Source organism: Alteromonas sp. BL110, assembly GCF_003443615.1.
Taxonomy (GTDB): Bacteria; Pseudomonadota; Gammaproteobacteria; order Enterobacterales; family Alteromonadaceae; genus Alteromonas.
This window is the reverse complement of record NZ_CP031967.1, coordinates 2246332-2259702: the sequence shown is the minus strand read 5'-3', so window position 1 is coordinate 2259702 and position 13371 is coordinate 2246332. Positions and strand designations below refer to the sequence as shown.

General features: G+C 44.1%; 14 protein-coding genes. 6 read left to right on the top strand and 8 right to left on the bottom strand.

Going from position 1 to position 13371, the window contains the following annotated elements:
* Positions 1-28: 28 nt before the first annotated feature.
* The 4 genes from D1814_RS09890 to D1814_RS19425 all read left to right on the top strand — a co-directional run bounded on the left by D1814_RS09890 (position 29) and on the right by D1814_RS19425 (position 3544).
* Complete coding sequence (locus D1814_RS09890; protein WP_118491834.1) at positions 29-586, top strand: GbsR/MarR family transcriptional regulator; 558 nt, start codon at positions 29-31, stop codon at positions 584-586.
* A gap of 11 nt (positions 587-597) precedes the next feature.
* Positions 598-1971, top strand: coding sequence for a cytochrome ubiquinol oxidase subunit I (locus D1814_RS09885; protein WP_118491832.1), 1374 nt, complete (start codon positions 598-600; stop codon positions 1969-1971).
* A 12-nt stretch (positions 1972-1983) separates the two neighbouring features.
* Positions 1984-2991: a cytochrome d ubiquinol oxidase subunit II gene (locus tag D1814_RS09880; RefSeq protein ID WP_118491830.1), complete on the top strand. Its 1008-nt coding sequence runs from the start codon at positions 1984-1986 to the stop codon at positions 2989-2991.
* A 388-nt stretch (positions 2992-3379) separates the two neighbouring features.
* Positions 3380-3544 carry a hypothetical protein gene (locus D1814_RS19425; RefSeq protein ID WP_162889828.1) on the top strand — a complete coding sequence of 55 codons (165 nt, stop codon included), beginning with the start codon at positions 3380-3382 and terminating at the stop codon, positions 3542-3544.
* Positions 3545-3587: 43 nt separating this feature from the next.
* Here D1814_RS19425 and D1814_RS09875 read toward each other — a convergent pair whose 3' ends face one another.
* From D1814_RS09875 to prlC, 8 genes are all read right to left on the bottom strand, one after another.
* A complete protein-coding gene (locus tag D1814_RS09875) occupies positions 3588-4070 on the bottom strand; it encodes an Lrp/AsnC family transcriptional regulator (RefSeq protein WP_118491828.1) in 483 nt (160 codons plus the stop codon).
* Between the two features lie 116 nt (positions 4071-4186).
* A complete protein-coding gene (locus tag D1814_RS09870; RefSeq protein WP_118491826.1) occupies positions 4187-4831 on the bottom strand; it encodes a hypothetical protein in 645 nt (214 codons plus the stop codon).
* Positions 4832-5139: 308 nt separating this feature from the next.
* Positions 5140-5349: a transcription antiterminator/RNA stability regulator CspE gene (gene cspE, locus D1814_RS09865; protein WP_012519905.1), complete on the bottom strand. Its 210-nt coding sequence runs from the start codon at positions 5347-5349 to the stop codon at positions 5140-5142.
* Between the two features lie 293 nt (positions 5350-5642).
* A complete protein-coding gene (gene ubiB, locus D1814_RS09860; RefSeq protein WP_118491824.1) occupies positions 5643-7271 on the bottom strand; it encodes a ubiquinone biosynthesis regulatory protein kinase UbiB in 1629 nt (542 codons plus the stop codon).
* Between the two features lie 23 nt (positions 7272-7294).
* Positions 7295-7930, bottom strand: coding sequence for a ubiquinone biosynthesis accessory factor UbiJ (locus D1814_RS09855; RefSeq protein WP_118491822.1), 636 nt, complete (start codon positions 7928-7930; stop codon positions 7295-7297).
* Positions 7930-8727 carry a bifunctional demethylmenaquinone methyltransferase/2-methoxy-6-polyprenyl-1,4-benzoquinol methylase UbiE gene (ubiE, locus tag D1814_RS09850; protein WP_118491819.1) on the bottom strand — a complete coding sequence of 266 codons (798 nt, stop codon included), beginning with the start codon at positions 8725-8727 and terminating at the stop codon, positions 7930-7932. Before ubiE ends, D1814_RS09855 begins: the two co-directional genes overlap by 1 nt.
* A gap of 187 nt (positions 8728-8914) precedes the next feature.
* Positions 8915-9616 (bottom strand): DNA-3-methyladenine glycosylase I, encoded by a 702-nt coding sequence (locus D1814_RS09845; RefSeq protein WP_118491817.1) that lies wholly within the window; start codon positions 9614-9616, stop codon positions 8915-8917.
* A gap of 6 nt (positions 9617-9622) precedes the next feature.
* The gene (gene prlC, locus D1814_RS09840; RefSeq protein ID WP_118491815.1) at positions 9623-11659 is read right to left on the bottom strand and encodes an oligopeptidase A; all 2037 of its coding nucleotides are present in this window, start codon (positions 11657-11659) and stop codon (positions 9623-9625) included.
* Positions 11660-11963: 304 nt separating this feature from the next.
* On the opposite strand from prlC, the gene D1814_RS09835 reads away from it, so the two are divergent.
* Together D1814_RS09835 and D1814_RS09830 are read left to right on the top strand one after the other, a co-directional pair.
* Positions 11964-12524, top strand: coding sequence for a response regulator (locus D1814_RS09835; RefSeq protein ID WP_118491813.1), 561 nt, complete (start codon positions 11964-11966; stop codon positions 12522-12524).
* A 21-nt stretch (positions 12525-12545) separates the two neighbouring features.
* On the top strand, positions 12546-13370 hold the full coding sequence (locus D1814_RS09830; RefSeq protein WP_118491811.1) for a phosphate/phosphite/phosphonate ABC transporter substrate-binding protein: 825 nt from the start codon (positions 12546-12548) through the stop codon (positions 13368-13370).
* The last annotated feature ends 1 nt before the right edge of the window (position 13371 follow it).

Here is a 13371-nt window from a genome sequence, read left to right as displayed (position 1 = left end):
TAATTTCTGAAACTTCTGGAAAATAAAAATGAAAATGACGCCTTTAATTACATCTGCGGTCATGCACTTTGGCGAAATGGGAAGTCGCTGGGGTTTTAATCGGACAGTAGGGCAAATTCTTGCACTTATTGTTTTGAACGAAGAGCCTATTTCGGCACAAGAGATTGCCGATGCGCTCAATATCTCCAGAGGCAACACGAGTATGGGCTTAAAAGAGCTTCAGTCATGGCGCTTAGTTAGACAACACCATGTTCCTGGTGAGAGAAAAGAGTTCTTTATTCCTGCCGGTGATATTTGGACGCTGGCAAATCGGGTATTTGAAGAGCGCAGAAAGCGTGAGATAGACCCAACCATGAGCCTACTTCGGGATTTACTTCTCGATGCACCCGCTAATGAAAAGGAGGCAAATGCTCAACATAAACTGAACGAAATTCACGATTTACTCGAATCAATTACGGCATGGTCTGAAGAGCTTCAGAATCTTGGGCCTGAAAAGTTAAACACGTTAATGAAGTTAGGTTCTGGCGTGGGCCGTATGCTTGAGCTTAAGGACAAGCTACTTCCGGGAAAAAACAGCGTTAACTAAGGGGGCTCTCTGTGGATGCATTCTTGCTGTCTCGTTTACAATTTGCGTTAAATATTAGTTTCCATATTTTGTTTCCAACCATCACTATGGCGATGGGCTGGTTTCTATTCTATTTTAAACTGCGCTCTAACATCTCAGGTCACCCAGTGTGGATGCGCATGTATCGTTTTTGGGTACGTGTTTTTGCCCTCAGCTTTGCCTTAGGTGTGGTAAGCGGCGTTACCATGTCATTTCAATTTGGTACCAACTGGCCAGGGTTTATGGAGAAAGTCGGAAACGTAGCTGGCCCGCTTTTAGGCTACGAAGTACTTACTGCTTTCTTCTTGGAAGCTACATTCTTAGGCATCATGTTATTCGGCATACGCCGTGTTCCTAACTGGCTGCACACAGCATCTACCCTTATTGTTGCCCTTGGCACCACAACCTCTGCATTTTGGATATTAGCGCTTAATAGCTGGATGCAAACCCCACAAGGCTTTGAAGTGGTAGACGGCGTGGTGTATGCCACAAACTGGAAAGAGATTATTTTTAACCCGTCTTTCCCCTATCGCTTTGTACACATGATGTTAGCGTCTGGTCTAACAGCCAGTTTCCTCATTGCTGGGCTTTCGGCGTACCGCATGTTGAAAGGTGACGATAAACTCGCCCCAAAATTAGCGCTTAAAACAGCCACCTATACGGCGGCAGTGCTTATCCCTTTGCAGATTTTTGCTGGAGACATGCACGGTTTAAATACCCTTGAGCATCAACCTCAAAAAGTGGCGGCGATGGAAGGGCTATGGGAAACCACTGAAGGTGCACCTTTATTGCTTTTTGCAATTCCAGACGAAGAAAGCAAAGAGAACCACTTTGAAATTCCTATTCCTTATGGGGCGAGTTTAATTCTTACACACGAGCTTAAGGGCGAAATAAAAGGACTCAATGAGTTTGAAGGAGAGCATCCGCCCGTTGCTCCTGTGTTCTTCGGCTTCAGAGTCATGGTGGGTATGGGTATGCTAATGCTGGCCGTTTCGTGGCTTGGCAGTCTTTACCTTATTCGCAAGAAAGAATTTCCTGTGTGGCTGAAACGCACCTTTGCAGGTATGGCATTTAGTGGCTGGATAGCAACGTTAGCAGGCTGGTACGTTACAGAAATAGGTCGGCAGCCTTATTTGGTAAGTGGTGTATTACGAACCGTGGATGCGGTTACGCAGTTGCCTCCGGCTAATATTGCTCTGTCGTTCACGCTTTACCTTGTAATTTACACTGTCCTTCTAATCGCATACATGGGAACACTGATGTTGATGTGCAGACGAGCAGTTGAAATTGAAGAAATAACAACGGAAGAGCGGGAAGTGGCGAAGGCAAAGATGCAACCTTCTGAACCTGACCCAAGCACGGTATAGGGAGAGCAAATTATGTTTGAAAATATATCAGCAGAAATGCTTGGAAATATTTATGTGGGTTTACTCGGTTTATCTGTATTGTTGTACGCCATTTTAGATGGTTATGATTTAGGCGTAGGTGTACTTATTCCGCCAAGAACAGAGGCTTTCCGCGACGACATGATAGCCTCTATCGGCCCATACTGGGATGCAAATGAGACTTGGCTTGTGCTCGCTATAGGTTTGCTGCTCATTGCTTTTCCTGAAGCTCATAGTGAGTTTTTGCAGACCCTGTACTTGCCTGCAACTTTTATGTTGTTGGGGCTTATTCTGCGCGGCGTAGCGTTCGACTTTCGCGCCAAAGTTGTGCAGGTGAAAAAGCGTAAGTGGGATTTGGTATTCAAATACGGTTCGCTTTTAACCACACTTGCTCAGGGTTACATGTTGGGCATATACGTTACGGGGCTTCGAACTGATATTTGGGCGCAAGGCTTTGCACTACTTGCGGCATTTGGTGTTACGGCAGCCTATGCATTTATTGGCTCGTGCTGGTTAATACTTAAAGGCGAAGGTGAGCTTCAACAAAAAGCGTATTACTGGGCACGCCGAGGTTTGATTGTGCTGGCTGTGGGGATTACTGCAGTAAGTATCGCAAACCTAACCTTACACGACGATGTGCGAGATTTATGGCTATCAGCACCTTGGGGCTATGTGCTATTCGCAATACCCGTAGCTTGTTTCGCCCTTTTAGCATTGTGTGGTGTGTTGCTCAAGAAACTGCCTAGCGCGCAAGGTAAAGGCGAATGGCTCCCGTTCTTTATTGCCTTACTTATATTTTTACTTTGCTTTACCGCATTTGGCATTAGCTACTACCCGTTTATTATACCTGGGCAAATGACGGTGATGGATGCGCTCAGCGACGCTAACTCTCTGCGTTTCTTGCTAGTTGGCGTAGTTATTGTTGTTCCTATTATTTTGGCCTATACGGCCATGGTATATAAGATTTTCTCCGGCAAATCGGAAAAGCTGTCTTACTACTAACACACATTGATGGGATCGCAGTAGATCCCAATTACTCAAAACAATAGTGAACATCATTGAAAGTCAGTGGTGTTCACTTTCTATTCAGCGCTATACTTAACCCTATACGTTGCGAGTTTTTGCTGTCTCCGACTCCCTTCCTGTCATGCGGCATTTGCGGCGACTATTATTAGTTGCTCATTGGCTCAATCTGAAAATCTGCGATCAAAATATGATCCGTTCAAGCAACCAATGTATACCAATGAATAGAGGATGATCAGCGCCCGCTAGTCTATCCTTACCATGTGAACGAAATTTCTACGATAACTCAGGCAATATTTTGTTGACATCAAACTGTAATATTACTATATTTTATTTGGGGCAATTTTTTACAGAAGGAGCCAATACTATGGAAAATGTATTCCATTCGTTCTCACGGTTCTTCAAACGCGCGCACCCCTATACAGTCGCCCACTATATCGGCCGTAAAAATGCGCAGCGTATCTTAGGATGTAAAATTAAAAAGAAATCCAAGATATTTGCCGACCAGCACGTTGAAGAACAAAATCATTAATTTATATGGGGCCCGTCAAACCGGCCCCATTTTTTTTTGCATTTTAAACGTGGTTTAACGGCACTGAGGTTGTGTACTTAATCTGCTCCATTGCAAAGCTTGACGTGACGTCTGAAAACTCTATACCGTTAACCAATCGCTTATAAAAATGATCAAAGCAATCCATATCGGTAACAAGTACTTTTAGCAGGTAGTCGTATTCGCCGGACATGCGATAACATTCAACGACTTCATCAAAAGACGCCGCGTGTTTAGCGAAGCTTGCTAGCCACTTTCCATCATGCCTTCCTGCTTTTACCTGAACGAAAACCGTCATTGCAAGGCCTAACTGTTTTGCTTGCAATAACGCCACTCGCTTGGAGATTACACCCTTTCCTTCTAGCTTTTGAATACGTCGCCAGCAGGGCGTTACTGTTAGCCCGACTTGCTCGGCAATTTCTGCCACAGGCGTATCAGCATTATTCTGAAGAATGGCCAAAATGGCTTTGTCGATTGTGTCTATACTGCTTGTATTTTCACTACGCATAGTGAGGTGTTGCCTTTTTTCAAAATTTTTAGTTTTTTAAGGAATTTCGTCAGGCACTTTACTTTTTAGGGTGCTAATTAAAGCCTTTTTTAAATGCTACTAACTAAACTCACCATCTAAAGCCACCAGGGCTGATTAAAGTCGACATTTTCCGGTGCTATTTCGAATTGAAAGGGAGGCGCAAATACATCCCAAAATGCATCGCGCAAGTCCTCATCTATTATGTTGAGTTTACTTTCGTCGCGATAGCGAGATAACAGTGTATTATAAGCGTCAATCGGCATTTGCGGGTTAGACTGACGAAAAATAACGCGCCCTCCAAACTCTTCATACATCGCTTTTTCTGTGTAAAATTGCATAACCTGCTTGGCCGCTATTTCTTTAATGGGTTTCGTTGCAGATTCACCTGAAACCTGACTTTCAAACTTCTCAATAAACTTACTCACCAGTGTTTGATTAACAGTAATACCTTTTTGCTTTGCATAGTCCTCTAATACAAGCTCATAAATTTTGTTAGACGCATTAACACGGACAACATATTCAAGCATTTCGGTATAATTGTCTTTCGACTGCTGCTTCAAGTTCTTGCGCTCTTTTTCGCTAGGCATTACGTCGTTCATGCGGATTTCGGTATTTAGCACAGTCGCTAAAACCGCGTTTTCAGCGACTCGCTCATTTGCCTGAGCAGCATAAATAGAGTTTGAACAAATAAGAAATAGTACAGCAGCCAGTGAGGATCGAATAATTGATATCATGCGCATAAAGCACTCCCTGAAGTAACCTAAATGGTCGTTGTGATGAGTAAAGCATTAAACGCCATGACTACGCAATACCGCTGTGGATTGATATCAGTAATATACGGCAAGCATGAAATATAATGGGGTTAGCTAGTAGTTTTTATTGTGAAGACAATAGATGGTTAGGGTAGCTACGTTTTAAACTAGTTTGAAAAGGGCCATTCGTTAAACGTGATATTAACTGAAAGCTTATTTACGCGAGTAGTGTGAGCGTGAGGAATGTAAACGATAGAAAGAAAAACGGCGGTCAAATGACCGCCGTTTTTGAATTCTTAGATAGCTTGCACGTTAGCAGCTTGAAGACCTTTTTGACCTTCTTCAACTTCAAATTCTACTCGCTGACCTTCTGGAAGCGTTTTGTAACCGTCAGAGATGATCGCACGGAAATGAACGAAAACGTCCTTGCCGCCGTTATCCTGAGTTAGGAAACCGTAACCTTTATCAGCGTTGAACCACTTAACTGTGCCTGTAACTTTAGACATGTCGTATAGACCTCAAATATCGTATTAAATTGCGCATAAGCGCGTGTAACAAAGTTCTTTAGAGTCTTCAAATTGGCGGAGTATTGGGTCTTACTTACGAATGGACAAACAACTTACAACAAATTACCGGGTAACTCGAGTGGTTTTACATATAGCAAATAATACAAAATCGCGTCTATTTAAAGACTTTGGCTTAAAGCCGTAACCACTATAACACTCTTCGGGACGATTACTATACAAATTAATCAATTAACTACGGATTTCATAAATATTTCACCGCAGCGTAACAAAAATCACAGCCCTTTCCGCCACGCTAAATACCAACAAAGTGCACCAATTACGCCTGTAACTGCAGGGAAATACCATGATAAATCGTAAATTGGCAATATAGCTGACATCAGTACAAAGGTTGCACCTACTAGGCTCAAATGAGTGGTCTGAGTTGTTTTCTTTTGTTCTTGTATCAGTGCCAAATGTGCTCTTTGCTGTTGCAAAGGCAAGCGCTTCATTTGCTGCAAACTATCGTAAAGCAGGTCCGGCATTTCGGGAAGTTTTTCAGACCAGAAAGGTAGGTTGTCTTTCACTTTCCCCATCATGGCCGTAAAGCCAATTTGCTCTTTCATCCAGTTTTCAAGGAACGGCTTGGCGGTTTTCCATAAATCGAGCTGGGGGTAGAGCTGACGCCCCAGTCCTTCAATATAAAGCAGTGTTTTTTGCAGCAGTACAAGCTGAGGCTGTACTACCATATTGAAACGACGAGCCGTATTGAATAGCTGCAGCAGTACGTTACCAAATGATATTTCTGCCAAGGGCTTTTGAAAAATAGGTTCGCATACTGTGCGAATGGCCATCTCGAATTCATCGATATTGGTGTCTTGCGGCACCCAACCTGAGTCGGCGTGAAGCTGCGCCACCTTGCGATAATCGCGGTTAAAAAATGCAATAAAGTTTTCGGCCAAATAACGTTTATCTTCGCGGTTAAGCGTGCCTACGATGCCAAAATCGATAGCGATATATTTTGGATTCTGAGGATGTTCCGTAGATACAAAAATGTTGCCTGGGTGCATATCAGCATGGAAAAAGCTGTCGCGAAATACTTGGGTAAAAAACACTTCAACCCCGCGTTCTGCTAACTTTTTCATATTAGTATTTTGTGTCAGCAAAGCATCGATATTAGAAATAGGTAAGCCGTAAATACGCTCCATAACCAATACATTACTGCGACAGTAGTCGCTGTAAATCTTAGGTACATATAAGGCGTCTGAGCCCTCAAAATTACGACCTAGCTGGATACCGTTTGCCGACTCACGCAGTAAATCGAGCTCATCGACAATAGTTTTACGGTATTCCACGACAACTTCTACCGGCCGTAAGCGCTTGCCGTCTGGCAACCAACGCTGTAGAACATTCGCTAAGCTAAACAGTAGCTCCATATCTGCCACTATGGTATCGCGAATATCTGGCCTTAATACCTTTACTACAACGTCTTCGTTATTGTGCTTTAACTTTGCTGCATGAACTTGCGCAATAGAAGCCGACGCAAGTGGTGCGGTTTCAAACTCGCTAAATAACTCTTTTAAATCAGACAGCCCTAGTGCCTGCTTAATGATATTTTGTGCAGCGTCTGACGAGAATGGAGGTACTTTATCTTGTAAGCGGGCAAGCTCATTAGCAATGGCAGGGGGAAGCAAATCGCGGCGTGTAGACAGCATTTGACCAAACTTGATAAAGACCGGCCCAAGGTTTTGCAATGCAAGAGTAATGCGCTCGCCAGGTGATTTCCCTTTATGCTTATTGCGCACCCAAAAAATGGCATGGCGCATAATTCGCGCGTACCAGGGTAACCACTTTGCTGGAATAAGTTCATCTAAGCCGTGTTCCAACAATACCTTGTTAATTCGGTATAACCTAACAATACGCATTTATGAGCCTGCTTCTCTCAATATTACTTAAGTTTTTCTTCTAAACGACGCAATCTTGCTTCGGCACTCTCTGCCCTATCGCGAAGCACATTCACTTCATCACTGAAGTGCATTACCGCAAGCTTATGTGCTGCTAGCTGTTTTTCTTCTACCACGGCATTGCCGAAGACCTTCGCCAAAGACGCTAGCGCCGTCATCGATTTTTCATGCACTGTTTTTACCGTTTTCACGGTTTGGTGGGCAATAACGTCATTGGTCTTTTGCGCGAGCAACTCTTCAACGTCGATATCGAGCTGCTGAAATAAGGCGCTGACTTGCTGAGCGACGTTGAGCTCCCCTTCTAAAAAGAGTGCTTTTTGTTGAATGAGGCGAGTCAATTGGCTGGTTTCTTTTAACTCTGGCAAGGTCTGTAGCGACGTTTTAATACAGCAGTCTTTTGCTCCAAGCGACGCCACAGCATCTTCAAACGAGCCCTGTTCGCTTAGCACGTCGACACGATCAGAAAAAGACAAGGTGATACCGTAAGGCAGCGGCGAAACAAACGCCGTAAGCCTGGCGCCATTGAGGGCTTTTAGCTTTTTTTCGCTGCCTTCATCTAAAGACAGCAGTTTGTTTAGAGCCGATTCAACCGTAGCGGTAACAAGCGCTGAAGTAGGCATTAAAACTTGTAGCCTCTGTGCAGAGCCACAATACCGCCGGTTAGGTTTTGGTAATCACATTGTTCAAAGCCCGCCTGTTCAAACATCCCTTTTAAGGTTTCTTGATCTGGGTGCATACGGATGCTTTCTGCAAGATATTGGTAGCTTTCTGCATCGTTTGCCACCAGCTGCCCCATTTTGGGCAAGATGTGGAACGAATACATGTCGTAAAGTTTGCTGAGCTGCTCTGACGTAGGCTTAGAAAATTCTAATACCAGTAAACGGCCGCCTGGTTTTAACACGCGGAAAATAGAATTTAGCGCGTTTTGCTTTTCCGTCACGTTTCGAAGACCAAATGCCATGGTCACAACATCGAAATGGTTGTCAGGAAACGGCAGTGCTTCCGCGTCAGCTTGCACATAATCAATATTGCTAACCAAACCGCGGTCACGCAATTTATCACGACCTACCTTTAACATAGACAAATTAATATCAGCTAAGGTTACGCGCCCTGTGGGACCTACCAAACGAGAAAACTTAGCCGTTAAATCGCCAGTGCCTCCCGCAATATCCAGTACTTTATTGCCCGCGCGAACACCGCTGCAATCAATGGTAAATCGCTTCCATAAACGATGTACTCCCATTGACATAAAGTCGTTCATTACGTCGTACTTCGCAGCAACAGAGTCAAAAACATTAGCAACTAAAGAAGCTTTTTGCCCTTTGTCTACCTGCTTAAAACCGAAGTGCGTCGTATGCTCGTTAGCATTGTCGATTGCAGAGTCTGCTTGCGTAGCGGGAGTTTGATTGTCGCTCATGACAGTCCTGTAATTTGAATATTTTTATTAATGCCGAAGTGTATAGGATTGTGTGCTGAAGCAAAAGCTTTATGCCCGTCTGCCTTATAATGCAAACCTACCTGTTCGCTTGCTTTTTAAGTGAGCTTGCTAGGTGCATGCCTGCCTTTGAGATACGCTAGCATGCCCTATACAATCCTAACTCGTACTAAGCCGTAAGATTATTCGTGCCCCAGCTAAAAGCTACAATAGCACTAATTTCTTGTAGCGAACGACCGCTTTCTTTATGCCATTGAGCAAATGCGACATTGGCTGCCGACAACGACTTTTTCGATGTTAACCCGCCATCTATAATCTCATTTTTGCGAAGGTAATCTTCAACGTCACGAGAAAACAAAAAAGTATCAACACCCAGAGCGCGAAGCATGTACGGACCTGTATTGCCACCTAATCGCGCGCCGCGCTTTTTTAAAAAGGCCCAAAGCTCGGTGATATTGTCTTTATCAAAGCTAGCTGCAAATTTGCCAAAGCTACCGTATTCCATAGCGACATCTTTGATCATCATGGCATTGTCGCGCACTGTCATCACTTTTTTATAGTTACGAACGATGCGCTTGTCTGACGCTTTCTGCTCTAGCATTTCATCTGGCATCAACAACACTTTATCAATATTGAAACCAAAAAATACATCTTCAAAAGCTGGCCACTTTTGTTCTATGACTCGCCAAACAAAGCCAGATTTAAAAACTTGCTTAGTCATTGCCGCTAGAAAACGATCATCACTAATGGCTTCAATTTGCGCTTTAGAAAGCGGTGCTTGAAGCATTGCCTCAAGCCCCCTTTCACCGCCTTTTCGCTCGCACGCTCGGCGGTATATAGATAAAAAAGGCTCTGCCTTAGACTCAACCATATCCGCTTAGCCTTTAATGCCGCTATGTCGAAGCAAGGCGTCTACTTTTGGCTCGCGCCCTCTAAAGGCAACAAATAAATCCATAGGAGGCTTACTGCCGCCCATTTCTAGAATGTTTTCTAAAAAGGCTTTGCCTGTGTCGCGATTGAAAATGCCATCTTCTTCAAACTTGCTGTACGCGTCAGCTGAGAGTACTTCTGCCCATTTGTAGCTGTAATAGCCCGCCGCATATCCACCTGCAAATATGTGTCCGAAACCATTTTGGAAGCGATTAAACGATGGCGGTATGACTACGGCAACTTCTTCGCGCACTTTGTCTAATATGCCCTGCACGTCTACTTCGCTGCCTTTCTCACTGTGCAGTAAGAAATCGAACAGGCTGAATTCAAGTTGACGAACCATCTGCATAGCAGACTGATAATCACGGGCGGCAAGCATGCGATCAAGCAAATCAGCCGGAAGCGGCTCACCGGTCTCATAGTGACCAGAAATAAAGTTAAGGGCGTCTTCTTCCCAACACCAGTTTTCTAAAAACTGGCTTGGCAATTCAACAGCATCCCACGGCACGCCGTTAATACCCGAGACACCAGCAACGCGCATTTTAGTGAGCATGTGGTGAATGCCATGACCGAACTCGTGGAACAAGGTCACCACTTCATCATGGGTAAACAGTGCAGGCTTATCGCCAACAGGGGCATTGAAGTTACATGTCAAATACGCCACTGGCAGCTGTAATTCACCATCCATCTTTTCACGACGTACACGGCATTCATCCATCCATGCTCCGCCCCGTTTTTTAGCGCGTGCGTACAAGTCTAGGTAAAAGCTACCACGTAACGCGTCGGCATCGTCGGTTATAGTGAAATAACGCACATCTTTATGCCAAGTGTCGATGCCAGGCTGCTCAATAATTTTCAAACCGTATAGGCGATGTACTACTTCAAAAAGACCTGAGAGCACTTTGTCTTCAGGGAAATAAGGGCGCAGCATTTCATCAGAAATGGTGTACTTTTCTTGCTTTAATTTTTCGCTGTAGTATGGCAAATCCCACGCTGCTAGTTCAGAAACACCGTGTTTGTCTTTCGCATACGCTATTACTTCTTCAAGCTCCTTTTCAGCCTGAGGTTTAGACTTAGCCGCCAAATCACGTAAGAAGCCTATAACCTGCTCGGTAGAATTTGCCATTTTAGTTGCCAGTGAACGCTCCGCATAGCTTGAAAAGCCCAATAGTTCAGCAAGCTCAGTGCGCAGTGTTAAGGTCTCTTTGATAATATCGGTATTATCCCACTTACCGGCATTTGGCCCTTGGTCAGACGCTTTGGTTGAATAAGCACGATACATTTCTTCGCGAAGTTCACGATTATCGGCGTAAAGCATAACCGGCAAATAAGATGGAATATCTAGGGTGAACAACCACCCTTGCAAGTCTTTTTGATGCGCTGCTTGCGCTGCCGCTTCAAGGGCTGACTCTGGCATACCCGCAAGCTCAGATTCATCGGTGATGTGTTTAGTCCAGCCCATAGTGGCATCCATCACGTTGTTTGAGAAAGTCGACGACAACTCACTAAGTTTCGCCTGAATTTCTGCAAAACGTTTTTTCTGCTGTGCAGGCAAGGCAACACCTGAAAGCGTAAAGTCGCGTACCGCGTTCTCGATTACTTTCTGTTGCTCTTCACTTAAGGTTTCAAACTCGTCCGACGCTTTAAGTGATGCATACGCATTGTAAAGACCTTCGTGCTGGCCTACCCAAGTACCGTATTCAGATAAAAGGGGCAAACACGCATCATGCGCCTCGCGCAATTCATCGCTGCTTACTACGCTGTTCATATGAGACACAGGTGAAAACATTTTACTTAAGCGGTCGTCTACCTCTTCAAGGCGTAATACTAAATTCTTGTAAGAGTAATCATTCGACGCTACCACTTCCTCTATCTCACTTTTACAAGCGTCGATTGCTTTTTCGATAGCAGGCTTAATAGAGTCAGGCTCAATAGCTGAAAAAATTGGTAGGCCGTCTACCATCTCAATTGCAGGGGTTGTCATAATCTTTTTCACTCTTAACACATTGATAAAATAATGATGGGGTTTCGTTGACTAAAAGCAAGCTATTGTTTGAGCCGCTGTTGACCTATCTTGAAGTTACTTCTAGTTTTAGAGTAAGGATCACGAAGATGTGTCGGGAGTCGTTGGGCCAAAAGTAGATCTCTCATAAACATTAGCAAGGTAGTTTGCAGGTCTGATTTTGCAAAAATACTGTCACAAATGTCACATTTCATCCTTTTGTCTACTTTGTCTCCTTGTAGTACAGCGTCTATAATTCTGATTAATAAATCTACAAGGCTTAGATATGAAAACCTTAACCTCTGGCGATATAGCTTCATATTGCGATGTGAATCTTCGCACTGTAATTCGATGGATTGAAAGCGGGAAGCTAAAGGGCTTTAAGCTTCCGGGGCGTGGTAACAATCGTATTCTGGTCGAAGACTTTATTGAGTTCCTTGAACGTCACGACATGCCAATCCCTGACGCGCTCAAAGGCATTGCTTCGCCATCTGTTCTCATTGTAGACGACGAAATGCCCGTAGCGAAATCAATACAGCGCGTAGCTAGACGTGCAGGGTTTGATTCATATATCGCGACCGGCGGGTTCCAAGCCGGTATCATGTTAAGCCAGTATGAACCTAAAGTAATGACCCTCGACCTGAGTATGCCAGGCATGGATGGCTACAGTGTCATTGAATTCACTCGAGAGCAGAGCAAGCACAAAGACTTAAAAATTATCGTTATCTCTGCCTTAGACGATATTAGTCTTGAACGTGCACTGGAGATCGGCGCTGATGCAACGCTTCAAAAACCTTTTTCAAACCATGATTTAACGAATGTCCTAGAACAATTCATGTCGATGTAAGTCAATTGGAAGGGAAATATTATGTCGTGGTTAGCAAAGTTCATTTTGGTAGTGCTATGTCTTACTATATTTCCGCTCTCATCTAACGCGAAAACGCTGACTTTCGCTGTCGTTCCGCAGCAGTCAGCCAAAACCTTGGCTGAAAGGTGGCAACCGCTTATTGATTATGTAAGTAATTTCACTGGGCTTACCATCGAGTTTAAGACAGCTAAAGATATACCCACATTCGAAGCGAACTTGACTTCTGGGCTTTACGACATCGCCTACATGAACCCCTATCACTTTGTAGTTTTTAACGAATCTGCAGGCTATCGCTCTCTTGCTCGACAAGGTGACAAAAAGATTCGCGGATTAATCGTGGTACATAAGGACAGTACTATTCAGTCGATTGCAGATTTAAATGGTGCCGAAATTGCCTTCCCAGCGCCCGCAGCATTTGCGGCCACTATCATTACCAGCGCCCACCTGCGCAATAATAATGTTGCATTTATTCCACGTTACGTAAATTCGCACGATTCCGTGTACTTGTCGGTTCAGCGTGATTTTTTCAAAGCAGGTGGAGGCATTCTTCGTACGCTAAATATTTCACCTGATGCAGTGAAAAGTGATTTACGCGTGCTTTGGGAAAGCAAAGGTTACACGCCTCACGCAATAGCCACTCACTCCGAAATGGCGCCAGCAGATAGACAAGCTATTCTTAATGCATTGATTGCATTATCTAATGACAGTAGTAAGTCTTCAATTCTTCGAAAAATTGGGTTGAGTGAATTTGTTGAATCTAACGACAGTGATTGGAATGACGTTAGAGAGCTGGGTATTGCATCGCTTTCTAGACCACATCTATGAG

What these genes read in the sequence shown, in the direction of transcription:
- D1814_RS09835 (WP_118491813.1), top strand. Translation starts at nt 11,964, where the DNA reads ATGAAAACCTTAACCTCTGGCGATATAGCTTCATATTGCGATGTGAAT.
- prlC (WP_118491815.1), bottom strand. Translation starts at nt 11,659, where the DNA reads ATGACAACCCCTGCAATTGAGATGGTAGACGGCCTACCAATTTTTTCA.
- D1814_RS09870 (WP_118491826.1), bottom strand. Translation starts at nt 4,831, where the DNA reads ATGCGCATGATATCAATTATTCGATCCTCACTGGCTGCTGTACTATTT.
- D1814_RS09890 (WP_118491834.1), top strand. Translation starts at nt 29, where the DNA reads ATGAAAATGACGCCTTTAATTACATCTGCGGTCATGCACTTTGGCGAA.
- D1814_RS09830 (WP_118491811.1), top strand. Translation starts at nt 12,546, where the DNA reads ATGTCGTGGTTAGCAAAGTTCATTTTGGTAGTGCTATGTCTTACTATA.
- D1814_RS09855 (WP_118491822.1), bottom strand. Translation starts at nt 7,930, where the DNA reads ATGCCTACTTCAGCGCTTGTTACCGCTACGGTTGAATCGGCTCTAAAC.
- ubiE (WP_118491819.1), bottom strand. Translation starts at nt 8,727, where the DNA reads ATGAGCGACAATCAAACTCCCGCTACGCAAGCAGACTCTGCAATCGAC.
- ubiB (WP_118491824.1), bottom strand. Translation starts at nt 7,271, where the DNA reads ATGCGTATTGTTAGGTTATACCGAATTAACAAGGTATTGTTGGAACAC.
- D1814_RS09875 (WP_118491828.1), bottom strand. Translation starts at nt 4,070, where the DNA reads ATGCGTAGTGAAAATACAAGCAGTATAGACACAATCGACAAAGCCATT.
- D1814_RS19425 (WP_162889828.1), top strand. Translation starts at nt 3,380, where the DNA reads ATGGAAAATGTATTCCATTCGTTCTCACGGTTCTTCAAACGCGCGCAC.
- D1814_RS09880 (WP_118491830.1), top strand. Translation starts at nt 1,984, where the DNA reads ATGTTTGAAAATATATCAGCAGAAATGCTTGGAAATATTTATGTGGGT.
- cspE (WP_012519905.1), bottom strand. Translation starts at nt 5,349, where the DNA reads ATGTCTAAAGTTACAGGCACAGTTAAGTGGTTCAACGCTGATAAAGGT.
- D1814_RS09845 (WP_118491817.1), bottom strand. Translation starts at nt 9,616, where the DNA reads ATGGTTGAGTCTAAGGCAGAGCCTTTTTTATCTATATACCGCCGAGCG.